This window comes from Sphingomonas sp. BL-S-05, assembly GCF_055521695.1.
In genome coordinates, this window is sequence record NZ_CM145499.1 from 336,793 (window position 1) to 356,551 (window position 19,759).

The 19,759-nt window shown below is 64.3% G+C and carries 15 protein-coding genes and 4 pseudogenes; 7 read left to right on the forward strand and 12 right to left on the reverse strand.

Annotation, left to right across the window (positions count from 1 at the left end; translation table 11 throughout):
• Positions 1 to 10: 10 nt before the first annotated feature.
• The 9 genes from ACZ1JS_RS01470 to ACZ1JS_RS01510 form a co-directional block, all read right to left on the reverse strand.
• The gene (locus tag ACZ1JS_RS01470) at positions 11 to 343 is read right to left on the reverse strand and encodes an ArsR/SmtB family transcription factor (protein WP_465167391.1); all 333 of its coding nucleotides are present in this window, start codon (positions 341 to 343) and stop codon (positions 11 to 13) included.
• 187 nt (positions 344 to 530) lie between these two features.
• Positions 531 to 1,658: a PepSY-associated TM helix domain-containing protein gene (locus ACZ1JS_RS01475; RefSeq protein WP_465167392.1), complete on the reverse strand. Its 1,128-nt coding sequence runs from the start codon at positions 1,656 to 1,658 to the stop codon at positions 531 to 533.
• The gene (locus ACZ1JS_RS01480; RefSeq protein WP_465167393.1) at positions 1,658 to 3,871 is read right to left on the reverse strand and encodes a TonB-dependent receptor; all 2,214 of its coding nucleotides are present in this window, start codon (positions 3,869 to 3,871) and stop codon (positions 1,658 to 1,660) included. Before ACZ1JS_RS01480 ends, ACZ1JS_RS01475 begins: the two co-directional genes overlap by 1 nt.
• Positions 3,872 to 3,956: 85 nt before the next feature.
• Positions 3,957 to 4,367, reverse strand: a complete 411-nt coding sequence (locus ACZ1JS_RS01485) for a DUF2946 family protein (protein WP_465167394.1) — start codon at positions 4,365 to 4,367, stop codon at positions 3,957 to 3,959.
• A gap of 245 nt (positions 4,368 to 4,612) precedes the next feature.
• Entirely contained in the window at positions 4,613 to 4,798 is a 186-nt protein-coding gene (locus tag ACZ1JS_RS01490; protein ID WP_465167395.1) for a helix-hairpin-helix domain-containing protein, read from the reverse strand.
• A gap of 36 nt (positions 4,799 to 4,834) precedes the next feature.
• Positions 4,835 to 6,373: a GMC family oxidoreductase gene (locus tag ACZ1JS_RS01495; RefSeq protein ID WP_465167396.1), complete on the reverse strand. Its 1,539-nt coding sequence runs from the start codon at positions 6,371 to 6,373 to the stop codon at positions 4,835 to 4,837.
• The gene (locus ACZ1JS_RS01500) at positions 6,370 to 7,722 is read right to left on the reverse strand and encodes an alpha/beta hydrolase (RefSeq protein ID WP_465167397.1); all 1,353 of its coding nucleotides are present in this window, start codon (positions 7,720 to 7,722) and stop codon (positions 6,370 to 6,372) included. The genes ACZ1JS_RS01495 and ACZ1JS_RS01500 overlap by 4 nt, the downstream gene beginning before the upstream one ends.
• 143 nt (positions 7,723 to 7,865) lie before the next feature.
• Positions 7,866 to 8,813: an SMP-30/gluconolactonase/LRE family protein gene (locus ACZ1JS_RS01505; RefSeq protein ID WP_465167398.1), complete on the reverse strand. Its 948-nt coding sequence runs from the start codon at positions 8,811 to 8,813 to the stop codon at positions 7,866 to 7,868.
• A complete protein-coding gene (locus ACZ1JS_RS01510; RefSeq protein WP_465167400.1) occupies positions 8,810 to 9,463 on the reverse strand; it encodes a hypothetical protein in 654 nt (217 codons plus the stop codon). The genes ACZ1JS_RS01505 and ACZ1JS_RS01510 overlap by 4 nt, the downstream gene beginning before the upstream one ends.
• Positions 9,464 to 9,678: 215 nt before the next feature.
• Between ACZ1JS_RS01510 and ACZ1JS_RS01515 the strand changes: the two genes are divergently transcribed.
• Entirely contained in the window at positions 9,679 to 9,894 is a 216-nt protein-coding gene (locus ACZ1JS_RS01515) for a hypothetical protein (protein WP_465167401.1), read from the forward strand.
• A 73-nt stretch (positions 9,895 to 9,967) separates the two neighbouring features.
• Here ACZ1JS_RS01515 and ACZ1JS_RS01520 read toward each other — a convergent pair whose 3' ends face one another.
• Positions 9,968 to 10,699, reverse strand: coding sequence for a hypothetical protein (locus ACZ1JS_RS01520; protein WP_465167403.1), 732 nt, complete (start codon positions 10,697 to 10,699; stop codon positions 9,968 to 9,970).
• 146 nt (positions 10,700 to 10,845) lie between these two features.
• Positions 10,846 to 11,658 (reverse strand): annotated as a pseudogene (locus tag ACZ1JS_RS01525) (SDR family NAD(P)-dependent oxidoreductase); the annotation flags it as partial.
• A gap of 69 nt (positions 11,659 to 11,727) precedes the next feature.
• Here ACZ1JS_RS01525 and ACZ1JS_RS01530 point away from each other — a divergent pair.
• From ACZ1JS_RS01530 to ACZ1JS_RS01550, 5 genes and pseudogenes are all read left to right on the forward strand, one after another.
• Positions 11,728 to 12,360, forward strand: a complete 633-nt coding sequence (locus ACZ1JS_RS01530; RefSeq protein WP_465167404.1) for an alkaline phosphatase — start codon at positions 11,728 to 11,730, stop codon at positions 12,358 to 12,360.
• Positions 12,361 to 12,553: 193 nt separating this feature from the next.
• Entirely contained in the window at positions 12,554 to 15,187 is a 2,634-nt protein-coding gene (locus tag ACZ1JS_RS01535; protein ID WP_465167405.1) for a TonB-dependent receptor, read from the forward strand.
• Positions 15,187 to 16,284, forward strand: a complete 1,098-nt coding sequence (locus ACZ1JS_RS01540; RefSeq protein ID WP_465167406.1) for a Ca2+-dependent phosphoinositide-specific phospholipase C — start codon at positions 15,187 to 15,189, stop codon at positions 16,282 to 16,284. Before ACZ1JS_RS01535 ends, ACZ1JS_RS01540 begins: the two co-directional genes overlap by 1 nt.
• Positions 16,285 to 16,526: 242 nt before the next feature.
• Complete coding sequence (locus tag ACZ1JS_RS01545; RefSeq protein ID WP_465167407.1) at positions 16,527 to 16,796, forward strand: hypothetical protein; 270 nt, start codon at positions 16,527 to 16,529, stop codon at positions 16,794 to 16,796.
• Between the two features lie 62 nt (positions 16,797 to 16,858).
• A pseudogene (locus tag ACZ1JS_RS01550) lies at positions 16,859 to 17,667 on the forward strand (IS3 family transposase); the annotation flags it as partial.
• A 214-nt stretch (positions 17,668 to 17,881) separates the two neighbouring features.
• Here ACZ1JS_RS01550 and ACZ1JS_RS01555 read toward each other — a convergent pair.
• Positions 17,882 to 19,178 (reverse strand): annotated as a pseudogene (locus ACZ1JS_RS01555) (IS110 family RNA-guided transposase).
• Positions 19,179 to 19,332: 154 nt separating this feature from the next.
• Between ACZ1JS_RS01555 and ACZ1JS_RS01560 the strand changes: the two are divergent.
• Positions 19,333 to 19,701, forward strand: a pseudogene (locus ACZ1JS_RS01560) (integrase core domain-containing protein); the annotation flags it as partial.
• Positions 19,702 to 19,759: the final 58 nt, after the last annotated feature.

Sequence of the window (19,759 nt, forward strand, 5' to 3'; positions counted from 1 at the left end):
GGGCGTCCTTTCAGCAGCAGGGAGCGAGTTCGGCGATGAGCGGGGCGCACAGTTCGGGCGAGCCGGCGCAGCAGTCCTTAACGAGGAACAGGGTCAGCGCTCGCAGGCCATCGAGGTCAGCGCGGTAGATGATTGATCGGCTATAGCGTTCTGATCGGACCAGGCCGGCGCGAGAAAGGATGCCGAGATGCGCGGACATGGTGTTTTGCGGAACGTCGAGTTGACGGGCTATTTCGCCGGCTGCCATGCCATCGGGTTCGTGGCGCACCAGCAGACGGAACACATCCAGGCGCGTTCCCTGCGCCAACGCCCCAAGCGCAACGATAGCTGACTCATTTTCCATATATCCAGCATAGCAGATATATAAAACAGCGCTACTCTCGCGTGCTTATTCGAGAATTTGGTGTGTCGCCATTCACCGCGCGATATACTTCCGGGAGGGCCACTATCGATCCGTTTGGCGATCCCGAGTGAGAACGCCGGGGCGGTCTCGCAGCCGTTCCTGATTAGGAAAGCTGGTGCCAAACCAGTCAAACCGTGCGTGCAACCTTTCGCCGGCGAAGCCAATGAAGGATGCCTGTCGCCAACAGGATCGTCGGAACGAAGCCGATCAACACTGCCAGGATGCGTGTCGGCATCCCGCCGACCGTGCCGTCATGCAGCGTGCGAACCCAGCTCGAAAGCGCGGTCCCGGTGCCGGCCCGGCGAACATCATGCACGGCCAGCACACGACCGGAGAACTGGTCGATAAACACGTAGCTGCCGGGGAAGCGTCGGTGCGGATCACCGGGCACCTGCGACCGGACCCGGATCGGTGCATCGCCGGCACCCGGCATGTCGATGAAGACGATACGTCCGTCCGGCAGAGCGCGATGGGCCGCGTCGAGCGCTTGGATGATTGCGATTTGGCGATCACCTCCTCCTGCCGATCTCCGCGCGGGAATGGTCGCGGGAGCCAGCAACGCCTGCGTGACGGCGGGCAGCGCCAGCAGCACGCCCGTCGCCACCAGCACGAACAGCAGCGCCATGCTCCACAGGCCGGACAGCTTGTGGAGGTCGCGCAGCCGGCGGATCGGCGCGGCGTCGCGCTTGAAGGCGAGCGCCTTGCGCCAGCTTCCACGCGGCCACCACGCCGCGATGCCGCTGACGAGCAGCACCAGCATCGCCACGCCCGACCAGCCCACCACCCGACCACCGAGGTCGCCGGCAAGCAGCGCCATGTGGAGTTGGTAGAGCCAACTCATTAGATAGCCGCCCCACGGCTCGGCACGAACGATCCGGGTGCCGTCAGGCGAGAACCAGACCATCATCCGATCGGTATGGTGGCCGTGCCCGGACGCCGGGTAGTAGCGGGCGGGAATGGGGCCGCCTTCGCCCGTCACCTCCAGCGTCCACTTGTCGCCCGGATGGTGCCAGCGGGCGCGCCCGGTCGCCAGCGCGCGATCCCATGCCGGCGAGGCGAGGCCATGCGGCAAATCGCCCGGTCCGGCTTCGACCACCGGATGGAGCGCGGCATCGATGCCGGTGTAGAATACCAGCGCCGACCCGGTAAGGCCCAGCACCGCGAACAGCAGTCCCAGGCTCAACCCCAGCCACAGATGAACGCGGCGCACGAGAATGCGTGCGCGCGTCGCTGCCGATCGCGGGTGCGCGGCCATCAGAACCGCGTCGCCAGCGCAACCTCGAACGACCGGGGCGCGCCGATATAGACGTTGGTGGTCGGGTAGCCGGAATATTCGCCGTAGAAGGCGTCTGTCAGGTTCCGACCACGAAGCGTCAGGGTCGCTTGCGGTGCGACCGGGAACGAGAGGCTGGCATCCAGCACATTATGCCCTGCGACCCGGATCGTGTTGGCCGTGTCGGTGTAGAAGGCGCTGGCGTGCCGCAGGAAGCCGCCCACCGTCACCTTGTCCGCGATGGTGTAAAGCGCCGAGGCGTTGACCGTGGTCGAAGGGACGTTGATCGGGCGGTTGCCGCTACGATCGATCCGGACGCCGCTCACCAGTTCGGACAGTTCGTCATATTGCGCGTCGGTGTAGGACACGCCGCCTGACAGGCGCAGCGCCTTCACTGGAGAGACTACCGCGGACAGCTCGACGCCTTGCGAGGATTGCCGCCCGCCCTGGACGGCCAGCGCCGGGTTAGCCGGATCGCGCGTCAGGATGTCCTTCTGCTCGATGCGATAGGCGGCGCCGGTGACGCTTGCCCGACCGCCCCACGCGTTCGCCTTGAACCCGGCCTCGTAGGCGCGGCCCTTGGTCAGCCGAAAGCGACTGTTGGCGATCGAGGCCAGCAGGATCGAGGACACCGGCGATACCGCGGTCGTATATTGCGCGTAGAGCGTCAGGCCCGGTGTCACGTCCCATGTCGTGCCCGCCCGCCATGACACGGGGTCGAAGGTCGGGCTGTTGCGATCGGACGCGCCGGTCGCGTTCTGGATCGTCGTCCGATCGAGCGCGATGTGGTCCCAGCGCACCCCGCCCACCAGCAGCCATTTGGATGTCAGGTTCAGCGCATCCTCCGCGAACGCGGAGGTCTGCTTCAGCTTGGAGTCGAAGGTGACGTTGGTGGTGGTGAAGATTGCCGTGCCTGTCGGCAGCGGCACAACGGCAGGATTTCGCACGTCCACGGCCGGCAGCGCTGCCACCGGAGCCTGTTGTCGCAGGCTGGTGAAGTCGGTGTCGTTATGCTCGACCCCTAAGCTGAAGCGGTTGCGCAGCCCCGCGACGCGGCTGTCATTGCCCACGACCCCACGCGCGTTCCAGAACTGGTGATCGTGGCGGAAGTCCTGATAGCTCTGGCGAAAGCTGCCGTTGGGGAAGACCGCAGTGGGTGCGACGAAGGTCTGACTGTCCGCCAGCACGAACGCGCGATCGGCGGTATAACCGGTCAGGTCGAGCGCGAACGTCCACCCGCTGCCGATCGTCCAGTCGAGCCGCGAGCGCACCGTGGTCTCATCGGCACCGGAATAGGCGCCTTGGGGATTGTAGTTACGCCGGCGCAGCGCGCGATCGGCGACCAGGCCGTTCGCCGTCGTGACGGCATCGGTCGGGCGCAGCGCATATTGGCCGGGGATCAGCGGCAGGCCCTGATAGGTGGCGTCATAGCGATCCTCGAAATGATTGACGGTGACGAGCAGCGACAGGCGATCGCTTGGCTTCCAAAGCGCGCTCGCGGTCAGCCCGGCCGAGAAGGTGTCGTTGTTGTCCACGTCGTAGAGGCTGTCCGATCGCTGGTAGCTGACGTCCGCCCGCACCGCGATCGTGGACGATACCGGCAGGTTGACCCCGCCGGCCGCGAACACCGTGTCGAAGCTCCCGACCGACAGCAGCGTGTCGAGGTGGCGTTCGCCCAGCACCGGCTTGCGCGTCACCTTGTTGATGACACCGGCCAGCGCGCCCTCGCCGTAGAGGACCGAGGCCGGTCCCTTCAGCACCTCGATCCGGTCGTAGTGCCAGTTGTTGCTGTCGCGCTGAACGACGGTCGAAGTCGAAATCCGCACGCCGTCCTGAAGGATCGACACGGTGTTGCCGGCAAAGCCCCGCAAGCTGACGACGGCCGGATTGCCCGGCACGTTGCCGGCGATAGCACCAACCACGTCGTTGAACGTCTCGCGCGCGGTGCGCAGACCGCGAACCTGGAGATCGTCCTGCGTCAGCACTTCGACGCTCGCCGGTGTCTCCCGGATCGACAATCCGAGGCGGCTGCTCGCCTGCGCCTGATTGTCGAGCTTCAGTGGATCGCGCTGGCCGGTGACGACGATCGTCGCGTCGGTGCGGTCGTCAGTGGTGTCGCGGGTTTGTGCCGCAGCCGGGATCGCCAGCAGCAGGCAGGGCGCAGCGGCACCCGCCATAAGGTGTATTCGAAGCATCGGAAATACCTTTGACCGGCCCGACGGCTAAGGACGCGGACCGCAACTCATGGTCGCGCCGGCTGAAGCGGCGCGGGATGACAGGTCAGAGGCAGGAAGGTGGTCCGCGTAGCGGAGGCCGTAGATAGGCTGGGCGTGAGGGTGGCGGCGGGACGATCGCGATCAGGCCGAGGGCCTGGATGAAGACGATCAGCGCGGCAACCTGGACAGGATCGATCGACCCCAGCATCGCGGCCGAGAACCCTGAGAAGGCGCAGGGCATTTCCGCCTTGCCGTGATCCTTGGACTTGCCGTGATCGGGCATGTCGCCATGCATCCCCGGCATGTCCATCGTCACGGTCGCCGGACCGAAGCCCGAGCAGATCGTGACGGTCATGCGGCCATGATCGTTGTCGATCATGTAGCCGGTGGGGACCAGCAGCTTCAGCAGCAGCGTCACCGCGCACAGCAGCACGGCAAAATGGCGTTGCGCGAGAAGTTGCCGGACGGCCTGCACGAAGGCTAACTAGCTGTGCATATGGGACGTGTCACTGAGGCAATCGGTCCCACGGCCCTTTCTCAAAAGGCGTCTCGCAAATCGGTTTTGGAAGCCAGTCGTGTTCGCAAAATTCGATCGTTTTTGGGAATGGCGACGGCGCGCTCAAAGGAAGCTACCCTCTTAATCGCCTGCGGTCGCCAAGGTGAACGAATGGCTGAATGCGGAAAGGCGAAGAGCAGCCTCGAATGGCAGGAAGTGGGTCATTAATCTATTAATACGATTGCCTCTGCGCCTTGCCACTTACCTGCGAGGCCCGGTACCTCCTCAAGTTGTCGCACATCATCGAAACGACCTCGCTCTTCGCGATATCGGACGATTTCGAAACCATGCCCTTTCAGTTGTGGCACCTCGTCCAGTTCTGCAGCCGTGGCGCTGTTCAGGGCGATCATGGGAGCCTCCTCGTGAATTGTATGAATTGTGTCTCGTTACCGCTTCGCCGCGAGGTAGCGATCTGCCGTGCGCAGCGACAGTGCCATGATGGTAAGTGCCGGGTTTGCGGCAAGGGCGCTCGGAAAAACCGAATTGTCGCTGATCAGCAGGTTGGGAATGTCGAAGCTGCGCCCGTCGGCGTCGACCACGGCATTGTCTCCGTCGGTCCCCATGCGACAGGTGCCGATGGTATGCGCCGACCGGTCGACCGCAAAGATGTCCTGCGCGCCCGCCGCTTCCCAGATCGCGGTCATCGTCCGGCGCGCGTGCCGGTCGATCGCCCGTTCGTTCGGCTGATAGCTGAAATCGATCCGCGCCTTGCGCTGACCGAACGCGTCGGTTTCGTCCGACAAGGTCAGGCGGTTGTCGGGGTGCGGAAGACAGTCGCCGTTGATCCCGATCCCCCCCATCCGGTTATAGTTGCGCAGCAGTGCTTGAAGGCGCTCGCCCCACAGCCCCGCACCTCGTGTGAGGCCGCTCGCAAGGTTGACCGGCAATACACCTAGACTCTGGATCAGATAGCCGCCGGCGAAATCGGCGTTGTCGGGCCGCAACAAGTCTTCGGTAATGAGGGACGAGGGGTAGCCGCGGTTCATCCGCATTTCGGCATCGAAGCGGCCCCAGACCTGCGTCGCGACATGCGCCATGAAGTTGCGGCCGACCTGCCCGCTCGAATTGGCGATGCCGAGGTTCAGCAGCAGCCGCGGTGTTTCGACACCGCCGGCGCACAGGAATACCGCTCGGCAACGCTGACGATGGTCTGCCCCGTGCTGGCGATAGACGACACCACTAATCCGCCCATCGCCGTCGAACTCGAACGACAGCACTCGCGCCTCGGCGCGTAGTTCTGCGCCATGCGCGACCGCGTGAGGCAGGTAGCTGGTGTCCATGCTGGTCTTGGCGGCGTTGCGGCACCCCTGGTGGCACGTGCCGCAGTTGACGCACGCCTGCCGCTGACCCCAGTGGGGCTGATCGCGGTCGCGCGACACCAGCGCCGCGGGCGCGTCGGTGGCGGTGATGCCGACTGCGGCACAGCCGCGCGCCATCGCGTCCGCAGGAGCATTGCGCGGGACCGGTGGATAGGCGTAGCGGCGACCATCATCCCAGGGATAGTGCGTCGGGCCGGACACCCCGGTAAAATCCTCGACCTGTTCGATATAGCCGGTCAGTTCGGCATGATCGATCGGCCAGTCGGCGCCTTCGCCCGTCAGCGACCGGAGCCGCAGGTCGCGCGAATCGGGACGGGGACAGAAGGCACCCCAGTGAAGCGTCGATCCTCCGACGCCCATGCCCGAATTATTCGATCCGAACGCGGTAGGGTCCGCGCCGCCGCTCAAGCGCTCCTCCATCCAATAGATGTCGGCGGCCAGTTCATCGGCGACATGCTCGTGCGGTCGAAAGGCGCGACCCGCCTCCAGCGCAACCACCGACAAACCGGCCTTCGCGAGCCGCGACAGGAGGGGAGCGCCACCGGCACCGGTGCCGATAATCACGGCATCTACGATCTCGCTGGTGGCGAAGGGAGCGCGGCTCATGCGGTCGTCTCCGGGCTGTGCTGCCATTGTTCGGTGTCCTCGGCGGCGGTGCGGGTATAGCCCTGCTTGCGCGGACCATCGCCGCCGACCGCAAAGCCGTCATAGCCGATCGCGGCCATCGCCGCCGGGGTCGCCATCCACTGGCGCACGATCTCCGCCCGAACGTCAGCGAACCACAGCGCCATCTGCGTGGGTGATAAGTAATCGGGATCGTCGGCAGCGCCCGCCTCTCCGGCGTCGATCCGCTGCAACCAGTTGCGCTGCGCGTCACCGGGTAAAGTTGCGAAACCGTCGGCAATCCGGTCGAGCGTTGCTATGCCCCGTTTCCATGCCACCGGGTCGGGTGGCAAGTCGGCGAAACGCCAGCCATCGCCCGGCCCCTGTACTGCCACGCCGACCCGCCGGGCCAGTCCGCGATCGATGCCGCAGTCGGGTAACACCTGCGCGATCAGTGCAGCGACCAGCTCCAGTTCGGCGTCCGACCAGCCCAACGCCCCCCGCGAGACCGGCCGGGTCCGCGCAAGCATCGCCGCGCGCGTCCGGCGGCTGACCCGATCCGACCCGAGCAGCCGCACGAACCCCGCCGGAAGTGATGCCGCCGCAACGGCGGCGCTATGGCCCGCGATCGCCTTTGCCAGCGCTTCGGGCTGTTCATAGGGAATCAGATGCGCCGCGTCGTCGATCGTGATGACCGTGCCATTCGGGTAGCGCGGCAGGTTCAAGGTGCGCTGAGCCGCCTCGCCTAAGTCGCCGTCCTCGGCTCCGGCTAGGATCAGTGCGGGAATTCCGACCTCGCCGACGCGCGCCGCCCAATCCTCCCGACTGCCGCGCTCGAGCCAGCCCAGCCACGCCTCGCGGCTCGACCGCTCGACATCGGCGATCGCCTGTTCGCGCAGTGAATCGGGCAACGGAGCGGCGCAATTGGCATCTACGAAGGTTTCCGCATCGGCGCGCGCGATCGGACCGTCCGCAACCCAGTCGATCATCTGCGTCCGGCGGTCATCCTCGATCGGTTCGGGGGCGGGCGGCGAGGCCGCGACCAGCACTACGCCGACGATACCGGCAAGTCCTTCCTCGCCCGCCGTCGCACGGGCCGCTACCAGCGTGACGATCTTGCCACCCATGCTGTGCCCTACCAGGACGCACGCGGTCAGCCGCTGCGCGCGGATCGTGTCGGCAAGGTCGTCGGCCATCGCCGCGACATCGACATAGCCGTCATCAGCCCGCTCGCCGAACCCGGGAAGGTTGAGCGCGAGGCAGGGGTGGTCTGGCAAATGCCGACGCACCAGATCCCATTCTCGGCTACTTGCGCCGAGTGCGTGCAGAAATACCAAGGTTGGTCGTGTCATGGGGCCTCGTCCAGCGGAGTTCCCTGCTGGACGACGCAGGCGTGTTCGTGTTCCCAAGCGTCCGCAGCGGGCAGAACTTAATTCTGATCAATAATTTATGAGAATTTTATTTCCGTGGGTTGGGTCGATCGATTGTGACCATGCTAGGCTAGCGGCAGCATCCACAAACACTCGCCACCGGTCACGAATAGGCGGGTTTCGTCGCTGTCGAACGTACAGTTGCTGCATGTCCCGGGCGTCGGCACGGTGGCGAGATGGGTACCGGCGGCGTCGAAAAGTTCGATTCCCCTGCCTGAACTGCTCCACAGCCAACCCCGTTGGTCGACGGTGAAGCCATCGGGTATCCCGTCGTCCATGGTCGCGAACCGCCGCTGATTCGACAGTGCGGTCCCATCCCAATCGAACGCATGGATCGCAACTTCGCCTTCGCCATGCTCGGGGGTCTGCGAGGCGTAGAAGGTGCAACCATCGGGCGAAAAGGCGAGGCCGTTTGGTTGCGTCATGTCGGTCATGCGCCGCACCACACCATCTTCGCCAATCCGGCAGATGGCGGTGCGCCCGCTTTCCGAACAGGTGGGCACGCCTTGCTTCGGATTTTCAAGGCCGAAGGTCGGATCGCTGAACCAGATCGCGCCATCGGGACCAACGATGATGTCGTTGGGCGCGTTCAATCGGCTACCCTCCGCCATCCATGCGATGGGGGTCGCGACGCCGGTGCCCTCGGACCGGCTGATCGCACGGCGGCCGTGTTCGCAGTGGACCAGTCCACCATCCGGCAGCACCGCATTGCCGTTGATGAACGGTGTCGCATCGAGAAGTACGTCGACTGCGCCATCCTCGCGCCAACCCATCACGCGGCGGCCGACGATGTCGCTCCATACTAGCGTCCGCTCGCGGGGCCACCATGCAGGCCCTTCGCTCCAGCTCGCCTGATCGTACAGCGTAACGATCCTTGCATCGTTGAGCACCGCTCGCGCATCCGCGTGTCGGATCACCGGCGGTGCTACGTCGGTCGGTACGGGCGGACCGGGCGAGCGTAAACGTGCCGGCACCAGCATTGGGACGAGCGGCGTTGCCGATATGTCGCTCATGCCTCAAACGGGTCGCGCGTCTGTGCCGCGGGCGACGTAGTGAACTGGATCATGATCTGGAAACAGGGTTCGTTGCCGACTTGGCCTGAACGGTGTCCCTTGCTGTCGGTCGTGCCCTGATCGTGCCCGAAATGGATATCGCCCGGCCCCATTTCCACCCGGTTACTGTCCATCGTTTCGATGAACCAGCGACCGCGCAGCGGGATCACCCATTGCGGTTTGGGGCTTTCATGCCAATCCCCGACCCAGCCCACCGGCAGTACCGCGAAATTGATCGCGCTTACCTCGCCCGGAAACGGCCGCATCCATTGCGGGTCCGCTCCGCCACCGACGCTTTTCTGTTCAAATCCGGTCATGTGCGATAGGTCGATCCGGCTGCCGCCATCGGCCTGCGTCCACATATGGAGGAAGGGCAGTATTGGCGGCTGATTGGCATCAGTTCCGTCGTTATCGAGCGACACTCCGGTCGGCAGGTCCATTATCCTCGTCTCCTCCCCAGCACGACGCGGCGTGATCGTGGGCAGGATCCCAACGGCGAGTGCGCGCGGAGGTTGCGTGATGCCGGGAAGCACACCGTGCGCCAAACCTGCGGCGTGGTGCCTTGGTGCGCCAGCACCTGTACTCTGGATCCCAGCAGCGTCCATCTTCAAGGTGGGCTACCCTGCGGAGGTGTGGACTGCCACGATGCTCACGCCGCGCACCTGCGCGTCGGAATCGAGCATTTTTGCGAAAGCTGTTCGCAATCGATTGGGTAGAGTCAGTGGTTCTCAGGTCAGACTGGCATGACGATTGTGAGTTAGCTCAATAGAGAACAAAAGAGAAATCTTATCTGACGGGTACATGCTGAAGGCGGGTACGAAACGAGATGAACGAACGACTGCTTCAGGATAGCGACGAAAATGGCGAGAACGACCGGATTTGGGTCCTTGCTGTCGGCAGCCGTCTGAATGAAAGTTCGTTGCATTGCGTTGTCGCACTCGCAAGCCGCTTGATCGCTTTCAACGGTAATGCGCCAGGCGACGTTCGGATGATGTCTATTTTTCGTCCAGAAAACAACGCAATCATCCAATTGTCGGTTTAAAATCTGCGGCCAAGCTTCCCGAGTCGATCTGATGAGACGACCTTCGCACGGGCATATTGCCTGCAAACTGTGCCTATCTGGTCTGTTGCGCATCGAATGGGGTCTCCAGACCGATCTCTCTCAATAGCATTCGACCAAGATGCGAAACTTCCACCGTGTGCTTAAAGTCACCTTTGTTTGCATCGAATTCGGGGAGCTGCCCCTTTTTTACGTTCCCGTAGTTCTTCTTCAGCAAGCCAGCGCGCACCAGATGCTCGCGCCCTAACTCGAAAAGCCGGTTCCGCTCCAAATCCAGCGTCGGCGACCGAAGGTGCGCGGGCGGTGGTCGATTGACCTTCTCGAAGGCTTGGCGGTCGGCGCCGGCATAGGATCTGCCGTAGGCATTGAGGAGCGCTACCTCGTCGTCGTCCAACTCGCCGAAAAGGATGAGGAGCCGCTTTCGCCGCACGACGTCCGCGTCTTCCTCGCCGAGACCACGGCTGACAGCTTCCACTATTTGATCGAGGCGCTCGCTCGAGGTCGCTCTAGCGGACTGGAACCCGCCCTCCTCGATCAAGCCAATCTTCTCCGCGTTGCTCGGTAGGCCGTTCCTGACCTCTTCGGCCAGCCCGCTGACGCGCATTTCCAGCGCACGAAGGTACGTCGCGATGCGATCGGCCCGCTGTCCCGGTATGACCATGCCGACGACCTCAGCGACGACCCCGCCTGCCAGCGGGATGGCGCCGGCGACTCCCTTTCCGATCGCTACGAGCCGATCGCGCCACCGATCGTCCAGACCATCATCACGCTCTCCGTCGCTGATCATCGTATCCTCCGGGCCGCGCCTGACGCGAAGTTGCGAGGTAGAAAAGCCCGATCCTAATGTCGATCCGGGTGCATCGGCTTACCTAAGCCAATGTCTGAAGCTGGGAAGCGAGCAGAGCAACGTGAACGTCCGGTAGTGGGTGAAACAGCCATCGTTTGAACCGAGCCCGAATCCACCCGAAGTGCTGCACCGTTGATGAAGCTTGCCCGCTCGGAGCAGAGGAAAGCGACCGCCGCCGCGACTTCATCGGCACGTCCACGGCGCTTAAGGGCCATACCGGGACGCTCTTCTTCCAGAAAGCTTTCAATCGCTTCATCCACGCTGACGCCCATCTCGTTTGCGCGCTTCTCCATCATCTTGTCGGTCATCGGCGTGGTGATGAAGGCGGGCATGACGACATTCACCAGCACGTTATCGCACCCGTAGGCTTTCGAGAGACCCTTGGTCAGGTTCTGGATCGCTGCCTTCGACGCGCAGTAAGCGAGTTCGTCGACATAGGGCTGCACCGCGTCTTCGGACGAGAACAGGATGATCCGACCCCATCGGCGTAAGCGCATCGCCGGGATGGCAGCACGGCACATTCTGACGGCGCCCATCAGGTTGATGTCGAGCGTATTCAGCCAACCTTGGTCGTCGACGTCGAGGAAGTCGCCGGTGGCCCCGGTGACACCAGCGGCGTTAACCAGGATGTCAGGTGCTCCAAGGTCCGCGGTCACTTTGCCATACAGGGCGGAGATGCTGTCTGGCTTCGTCACATCAGCCTCGATTGCGATCACGTCGCCCCTGGACCTTAAATCATTTAGGCTCTCGGCGAGCGTTCCTCCAGGCTGATCGGTAATCGCGAGACGCGCAACGGTGTCATCAGCCAGGGGCCGGACGCCGTGCGCGGCTAAGGCGGACGGTATCCCGACCAAGACGATCCTCGAATATGCCGAGGAACATGGCCTGCGGACTGGCATGGTCACCACCCAGTCGATCGCCGATGCCACCCCGGCTGCGACCTATGCCCATGCGAATGACCGCAAGAAATGGGGCGAGATTTTCCGCAGGCGTTTGCGCCGCGCTTCGGTGACGGGCGGGACGTGCTGTTCGGGGCGGGCCGTCGCCAGATCGGTGAGCAACTCGCCGCGCGCGGCACCGGTTTCGATGCGATCGCCCGCGCAAGCAAGCGCCCGATCCATGCCACGCTCGATGCCGTCCCGGCCAGCAAGCGGCGGCCGGTCGTGGTCGGCGACACGATGGACGCGCGCGCCGCGACGCTGAAGGCGCTCGATATTCTCCGGCAATCGCCGACCGGCTATCTGCTGGTGGTCGAATGGGACGCACATACCGACGATCCGCGCGAGGGGCTGCGCAATGTCGTCGATTTCGACAAGCTGGTCGCCGAGGTCGAAAAGCGCGTCGACCTGAAGGATACGCTGCTGATCTTCACCGCCGATCACAGCTTCGGGTTGCAGGTCGATGGCGGTCGCCGAAGGCAGGACGTGCTGACCGGCTATGATGCGTGGAAGGCGACCGATGCCAAGGCGGATACGGTCCGGCTTCAAAACGTCTTCGTCAATCGCACCCATACCGGCGAGGAGGTTGCCGCGTCGGCGATCGGCGCCGGTGCGGAACGGGTGCGCGGCTATTTCCCCAACACCATTTGTTCGGCGTCATGATGCAGGCGTGGGGCTGGAAGCCAGAGGCAACGCCTGCGCGGCGATAAAGCGCAAGGATTGCGGGCGCTTCAAATTCGGAAAGCGTTTATACAGAAGCAATAATATTGCAACGAAACCGTCGCACGGCCGACATCGATCGTCCTTAATGGCGGCCCTCAAGAACGGCGCAAACCGCCGTCACTGGGGGAATTTCATGCAATCGTTCATCCGCCTGCTTCAGGCCACCACAACGCTCGCCTTCATCGCCGCGCCGACCATCGCCATCGCGCAGACCAGCGGCGGATCGCCGGCCACGGCCGCCGAAGAGAGCGAAGAGATCGTTGTCAACGGCAGCTACGCCCGCTCGATCTCCGCTGCGATCGAGACCAAGCGCCGTGCCGATCACGGCGTCGATTCGATCAGCTCGACCGATATCGGCAAGTTCCCGACGCAGAATGTCGCCGAAGCGCTCCAGTTGATCCCCGGCGTCGCCATCACCCGCCCGCGCGGTGAAGGCCTGTATGTCAGCGTCCGGGGCCTCGGCCCGCAATTCCAGAACACGCTGCTCAACGGCCGCAGCGTCGCGCTGAACGACCTGATCGAAAATGGCGGTGCGCAGGGGCGGCAATTCCGCTTCGAAATGCTGCCCGCCGAATTCACGTCGAGCATCGACGTGGTCAAGACGCCGACCGCCGACATGACCGAAGGCGCGCTGGGCGGCAATATCGACGTCAAGACCTTCCGCCCGCTTGCCGTCGGAAACACCACGACGCTGAACCTGCGCGGCACCTATACGAGCCAGACCGGCAAGGTGAAGCCGAACGCCACGATCCTGAGCAGCGCGACCACCGATGACGGCACTTTCGGCATCATCGCCGGCGCGCAATATTGGGGGAAGGCGGTCCGCAACGACCGTTTCATGAATTTCGGCTGGCTGCTCAACCGCTATACCAGCAGCGCCGCCGGGGGGCTTGCGACCGGTCTCTACTCGCCGACCCGCACCCGCCCGACCGTCGAGAACGAGGACCGCAAGCGCGTGTCGGGGATCGTGTCGGCGCAGTGGCGGCCGACCGCCGAGCTGGAAACCACGCTCGACATGATCGCGACGCGGCTCGACGTCGCCTATGACGAATTCGGCCTCGACATCTATCCCGACGACAGCGGTACCTCGGTCGTGCCGGGTTCGGCGGTGGTCGAGGGCGATACGCTGGTCGCAGCGACGATCAACCGCGTCCGCTTCATGGCGTCGCGCGAATATAGCCTCAACCGCCACGACCTGCTGACCATCGGGTTAAAGCAGCAGTGGAACGCCGATCGCTGGCACGCCTCTGGCAGCGTCAACTGGTCGAGCGCCCACAGCTTCCACCCCGATTACCGCGAGGGCACGGTGCGCAGCCGCGCCTTCTTCCTCGCCCCGCTGACCTATGATGCGCGCGGCGGGTACAAGGTCCTGCCGACCTTCACCACCACCGTCGATCCGACCAGCGCTGCCAGCTATGCCCTCTATCCGTTCAACATCGCGCCCAAGGACAGCAAGGATCGCGACGTCTATTCGCGTGCCGATCTCGGCTATGACATGGATGGCTTCCTGACCAAGATCGCGGCGGGCGGCGAATATCACTGGCGCGAGCGTAATTATTTCCGCCGCGATTTCAACGTGACCCCGACCGCGAACACCCCGCTGACCAGCCTTGGCGCCAATGCCTATGAAGCGATGCCGTTCGACGATTTCCTTAAAGGTGTCGACGGCACCGCCCCGCGCAACTGGCTGGTGCCGGTGACCGCGGCCTATGTGAACGCGTTCTTCACGCCCGCCGTCGCCAACGCACCGCTAACGCTTGGTGATCGTCGGTCGTCGTTCCTTACCAGCGAAAAGATCGCGGCCGGCTATCTCCGCGCCGATTACGGCTTCGACGCGGGCACGGTCGCGATCAGCGGCAATGCCGGCGTCCGCTATGTCCATACCGATCAGATCGCCAGCGGCACGCTGACCAGCGGCAACACCGCGACCCCGGCCAGCTTCCCCAAGACGTTCAGCAACTGGCTGCCCAGCTTCAACCTGCGCGCCGACCTGACCAAGACGCTGGTCGGGCGTCTGGCCGCCAGCCGCGTGCTGACCCGCCCGAACGTCACCGACAGCGCGCCGCGCATCACCGTGTCGACCGACGCCCCGACCGCCAGCGGCGGCAATCCGCAGCTGGTGCCGTTCCTCGCCACCCAGTTCGACGGGTCGCTCGAATGGTATTTCGCACCCGCCGGCATGTTGTCGGGCGCAGTGTTCTACAAGGCGATGGACGATTACATCACCCAGCAGAATACCGAGATCACCATTCCCGGCCGTGGCGTCGTCCGCCTGTCGACGCAGGTCAATGGCGGCAATGCCAAGGTGTACGGCATGGAGATGGCGTATAATCAGGTCCTCACCTTCCTGCCGGCGCCGTTCGACGGGTTCGGCGTGCAGGGGTCGTACACCCATACGTCGGTCAAAGCCGACTATACCGCCGGTTCGCGGTCGATCCGCGACCAGCTGATCGGGCTGTCGAAGAACAGCTTCAACCTTGTCGGCTTCTACGATCAGGGGCCGTTGTCGGTACGGCTGTCCTATGTATGGCGCGACCGGTATCTGTCGAGCACCGGCAGCACGGTGCAGGCACCCACTTATGTCGATGCGTTCGGGTCGCTCGACGGCAATTTGTCGGTGCGTGCGACCGATCAGGTGACCTTCAGCCTCGAAGGCATCAACCTGGCCGGTGCGCGCCAATATACGTTCAACGACAGCAAGCTGCGTTTCGGCGAAATCAACTATTACGGCCGCACCGTCCTGTTCGGCGTGCGGGCGGCGTTCTGATGCGCGCTCTGGCGCTGATCGTAGGCGCTATCGTGCTCACCGGTGCCGCCCCGCGCGCACCGGTGGCACAGCGGATGAACGACGTGCAGGTGATTGGATCACACAACAGCTTCAAACGCCGCATCCCGCCCTCCGTCCTCGCTTCGATCCGGGCGCGCAACCCAAGCGAGGCGGATGCGCTGGATTACGATCATCTGCCGCTCACCGCGCAGCTTGACCGGGGGGTGCGGCAGCTGGAACTGGATATCTTCGCCGATCCGGCGGGCGGGCGGTATGCCGACCCGATGGGCGAGCGGATCGCGAAGGAAGCGGGCGAGACGACCGGTTTCGACCGTGCGGCGATGCTGCAGCCGGGGTTCAAGGTGTTTCACATTCCCGATGTCGATTACCTGTCGGGATGCATCACCTTTCGCCGGTGCCTTGGCGAGATCGATGCGTGGTCGCGCGCGCATCCCCGGCATCTGCCGATCATGATCACCATCAACGCCGCCGATCGTCCGTCGGGTCGGGCGGGGATCACCGATCCCCTGCCGCTGACCGCGCCGTTGCTCGACGCACTCGACGCCGAAATCCGGTCGGTGCTGAAACACGGTCGGGTCATCACCCCCGACGAAGTGCGCGGCGACGCGCCGTCGCTGGCGCAGGCGGTGCGGACGCGGGGCTGGCCTTCGCTGGCGAAGACGCGCGGGCGGATCTATTTCGTACTCGACGTCCGGTCGGAGGTCGGCGAAGCGTATCGCGCCGGCCACCCGTCGCTGCGCGGGCGGCCGATCTTCGGTTGGTACGACCCCGGCACGCCCGAAGGCGTGATGCAGATCGTGCAGGACCCGCTGGTCGATGGCGCCCGGATCCGCGGCTGGGTGAAGGCGGGGCAAATCGTGCGGACGCGCAGCGACATGCCGACGATCGACGCCCGTGCCAACGACCATCGCCGCGCCGATGCCGCCGCGGCCAGCGGGGCGCAGGCGGTCAGCACCGATTATTATCCGGGCGCGTCGACCCGGCCGGGCTTCACCTTCGAGGTGACCTTGCCGGGGGGCATGATGGAGCGAGCCAATCCGGTGACGTGCCCGTCCTGCGCGTTGCCCGCGCGGTAAGATGCAGCGAGTGAACGCCCGGTGGTTATCGCCGGGCGCGGGCGGGGTCGGCCGTATCGTTGGCCGACCGCGCGATGACGAACAGGGTCGACGCGTCGACGATGAACCGGTCGAGCACGCCGTCCGCGATCCTGATCGGCCTGCTTCGCCGTCAGTCGATAGATGGGGTGATTGCGGTTCACACTCTTCGACGCGCACCGTGATCTGGGCCGGCATGGGGCCGGCAGACGCGGAGTGATGCCATGTTGCAGTATGTTGGGCTCGACGTCTCGCTGGCCGAGGTGGCGATCTGTGTGATCTCCGAGGATGGAACGATCGAGTTTGAGGGCACCGCACCGTCCGAGCCTAACGCTATCGCTGACTGGCTGCTGGAGCGCGACGTGCATCCCGAGAAGGTCGGCTTGGAGATCGGCGGCCTAGCGCGCTGGCTCTGTGCCGAGCTTGCCGCCCGTGGGCTGCCCATGATCTGCATCGACCCACGCCGGCTTCGCGCGTTCACCAAGACCATGTGACGTGACCCCCGTTTCTTCATCCAGATGGAACTAGAGACCGGCCCTTCGAAGGGACGGACGGAATGAAGCGGAAGCAGTTTTCTGAAGAGCAGATCATCGGCATTCTGAAGGAGGCCGAGGCGGGTGCGGTGGTGACGGAGCTGTGCCGCAAGCACGGCATGTCGAGCGCGACCTACTATGCGTGGAAGGCGAAGTTCGGCGGCCTGGAGGTGTCCGATGCAAAGCGCCTGCGGTCGCTCGAAGAGGAGAACGCCCGGCTCAAACGGCTACTGGCGGACACGATGCTCGACAACGCGGGGTTGAAAGACCTGCTGTCAAAAAAGTGGTGATGCCCGCCGCGAAGCGACAAGCGGTCGCGCATCTCCAGGCGACGTTGGGGATGAGCGAGCGGCGGGCATGCGCGGTTGTCGGAGCGGATCGCACGAGCATGCGGTATCGCTCGTGCCGGGCAGATGATGGCGATCTGCGGTCAAGGCTGCGTGAGCTGGCGCAGCAGCGTCGGCGGTTCGGCTATCGACGGCTGCACATCCTGCTGTGCCGGGACGGTATCACGATCAACCGCAAGAAGACCCAGCGGCTCTACCGCGAGGAGGGCCTGACGGTGCGTCGTCGTAAAGGACGAAGGCGTGCTACAGGCAGCCGGGCACCCGCGCCGGTGCTGGCGCTGCCGAACCAGCGCTGGAGCCTGGACTTCGTGCACGACCAGCTCGTCACCGGCCGGCGGTTCCGTGTGCTCAACATCGTCGACGACGTGACGCGCGAATGCCTCCGGGCGGTGGTGGACACGTCGATCTCGGGCCGGCGCGTCGTGCGCGAGCTGGCCGATCTGATCGCCGAACGTGGCAGGCCGAAGATGATCGTCAGCGACAACGTCCTATGTCGGGAAGCAGCGGCGGGTTTTGGCCAGCAGATATCCATGCGCCGACAACCGTCGGCGCGGCATGCAATCTGAGCCAGATGGCTCCCACCGTCAACGGGATCGCTCCCTGCCATAGCAAACACAGGATCCAGCAGCGCCGAGGCGGCCGTGGTCCTCACCATCCTTAAAACGAGATACGCACCCAGGTGGAAGGCCCGAACATTATCTACAGGGTCGCTCGACGAGCGCCCTCACGGCACTTGCAGAGAGGGGTCCTTCCACCTGGCATCCGACCGTTCGAGGAACGGCCGGTACTCTGTCCCCGTCTTGATGACGGCGTGAGCCACGCGCGCCATCTTGGCGGTGAGCGCCGTCATCGCCTTGCGGCGACGGTCGGCATCGTCCGCGTGCCCGGCAACATATCGTCCGAGCTTGTCGCGGAAGCTGTTGTCGCGCTGACGCGCGGCGACCTGGGCAGCCATCCAGAAGGTCCGGCGCAGGCGCGCATTGCCGTACTTGGACAGCTTCGTGCGGCCACGGAACGTGCCTGACTGACACGTTGCGAGATCGAGACCGCAGAACTTCAGGAACTGACGATGATGGTTGAAGCGCCGCAGATCACCGGCCTCGGCCAGGATGGTCAGCGCGTTGATCGGACCGATGCCCGGAATGTTGCGCAGCAGCTGGTAGTCGACGTCATCGGCGAGCCGCGCATGGGCCAGCCGCTCGATCTCGTCTCGCTGGTGGATGAGGCTGCGGCCCTGCGCGATGACCATGCGGAACATGGTGATGGCGGCTGAGTTCTCCGGCACCGGCAGTGCCGTCGAGGCGGACGCCGTCTCGTAGATGTCGTTGATGAGGCGTGCCTTGGAGACCTTGCGGCCGATGAGCGGCCATGCCGCGGCCGAGAACGCCTCGCGGTCCAGCGCCGTGATGGTGGCCGGCGTCGGAAACCGCTCGATGAGCGCCAGGAACCAGTCGGACCGGCTGTTGCCTGCGAAGCGGGCGATCTCGGGGAAGTACAGCGGCAGGTAGTGGGTCAGGATCCGATGCCAGGTCTGCGTCTTCATCCTTGAGATCGTCTCGTGAGTCTTCGAGAGCTCCTGCAGGTCGTTGATTCCGGCCACCAGCGGGTCGACGTAGCGCTGCGTCGCACCGATCCGCAGCATGTGCAGGATGACCTGCGCGTCCTTGGAGTCGTTCTTGTCCCAGCCGTTGTGCAGCGCCTCGCGCGTTCTGGCGAGCGCGACCGACGAGATGAGGCGCAGCTCGAACCCTGCCGTCAGCAGCCGGTGCGCCAGCGTACGATGGTAATTACCCGTCGCCTCGAACCCGACGATGATAGGGCGCCCGATAGCAGCGAGTTGCTCGGCAAAGCCGTCATAGTCCTGCCTGGTCGCCATGACGGTCATCCGCCGGCGCCGGCCGCCTTCCGGTCGCTCGATGAGAACCTCCTGTCGGCTCTTGGACATGTCGATGGCTACCAGCACGGCGCCGGCAGGCGTAGAGGTGAGCTTGGTCATGGTCGGTCGGCCTCCAAAGTGTTGTCTCGACAACCTCACTTTAGATACCTGCTGACCGGCCATGGCTTGCCCTGATGAAGTCTGCGGCCGCTACGCGGCCTTGTCTTCATCAGGGCCATAGCGGCTCCCGAACCAGCGCTTCCCAATGTGCTACGGCATCCAGTTCGCCGAGCAGCTCCGCAACCGCAACACCGCCTGGTCCCGCCAGATGCGCTTCGACATGATCTGCGAGGCCAACGACATCGAGCACCGGCTCACCAAGCCGAACCATCCGTGGACCAACGGGCAGGTCGAACGGATGAACCGGACCATCAAGGAGGCGACCGTCAAACGCTTCCACTACGAGAACCACGACCAGCTTCGGACGCACCTCGCCGACTTCATGGCCGCCTACAACTTTGCCCGCCGGCTCAAGACGCTTAGCGGGCTCACACCCTACGAATACATCACCAAGATCTGGACGTCAGAGCCAGACCGATTCATCGTCGACCCGATCCACCAGATGCCGGGACTGAACACCTAGGGCCTCACTTCCGTTAGCATGTACTATGTTTGGAGTATTCGCACGTATCTGGACGTTA

Coding starts and splice junctions, on each gene's coding strand:
- ACZ1JS_RS01470 (WP_465167391.1), bottom strand. CDS start 343: ATGGAAAATGAGTCAGCTATCGTTGCGCTTGGGGCGTTGGCGCAGGGA.
- ACZ1JS_RS01475 (WP_465167392.1), bottom strand. CDS start 1,658: ATGGCCGCGCACCCGCGATCGGCAGCGACGCGCGCACGCATTCTCGTG.
- ACZ1JS_RS01480 (WP_465167393.1), bottom strand. CDS start 3,871: ATGCTTCGAATACACCTTATGGCGGGTGCCGCTGCGCCCTGCCTGCTG.
- ACZ1JS_RS01490 (WP_465167395.1), bottom strand. CDS start 4,798: ATGATCGCCCTGAACAGCGCCACGGCTGCAGAACTGGACGAGGTGCCA.
- ACZ1JS_RS01495 (WP_465167396.1), bottom strand. CDS start 6,373: ATGAGCCGCGCTCCCTTCGCCACCAGCGAGATCGTAGATGCCGTGATT.
- ACZ1JS_RS01500 (WP_465167397.1), bottom strand. CDS start 7,722: ATGACACGACCAACCTTGGTATTTCTGCACGCACTCGGCGCAAGTAGC.
- ACZ1JS_RS01505 (WP_465167398.1), bottom strand. CDS start 8,813: ATGAGCGACATATCGGCAACGCCGCTCGTCCCAATGCTGGTGCCGGCA.
- ACZ1JS_RS01515 (WP_465167401.1), top strand. CDS start 9,679: ATGAACGAACGACTGCTTCAGGATAGCGACGAAAATGGCGAGAACGAC.
- ACZ1JS_RS01520 (WP_465167403.1), bottom strand. CDS start 10,699: ATGATCAGCGACGGAGAGCGTGATGATGGTCTGGACGATCGGTGGCGC.
- ACZ1JS_RS01530 (WP_465167404.1), top strand. CDS start 11,728: ATGGGGCGAGATTTTCCGCAGGCGTTTGCGCCGCGCTTCGGTGACGGG.
- ACZ1JS_RS01535 (WP_465167405.1), top strand. CDS start 12,554: ATGCAATCGTTCATCCGCCTGCTTCAGGCCACCACAACGCTCGCCTTC.
- ACZ1JS_RS01540 (WP_465167406.1), top strand. CDS start 15,187: ATGCGCGCTCTGGCGCTGATCGTAGGCGCTATCGTGCTCACCGGTGCC.
- ACZ1JS_RS01545 (WP_465167407.1), top strand. CDS start 16,527: ATGTTGCAGTATGTTGGGCTCGACGTCTCGCTGGCCGAGGTGGCGATC.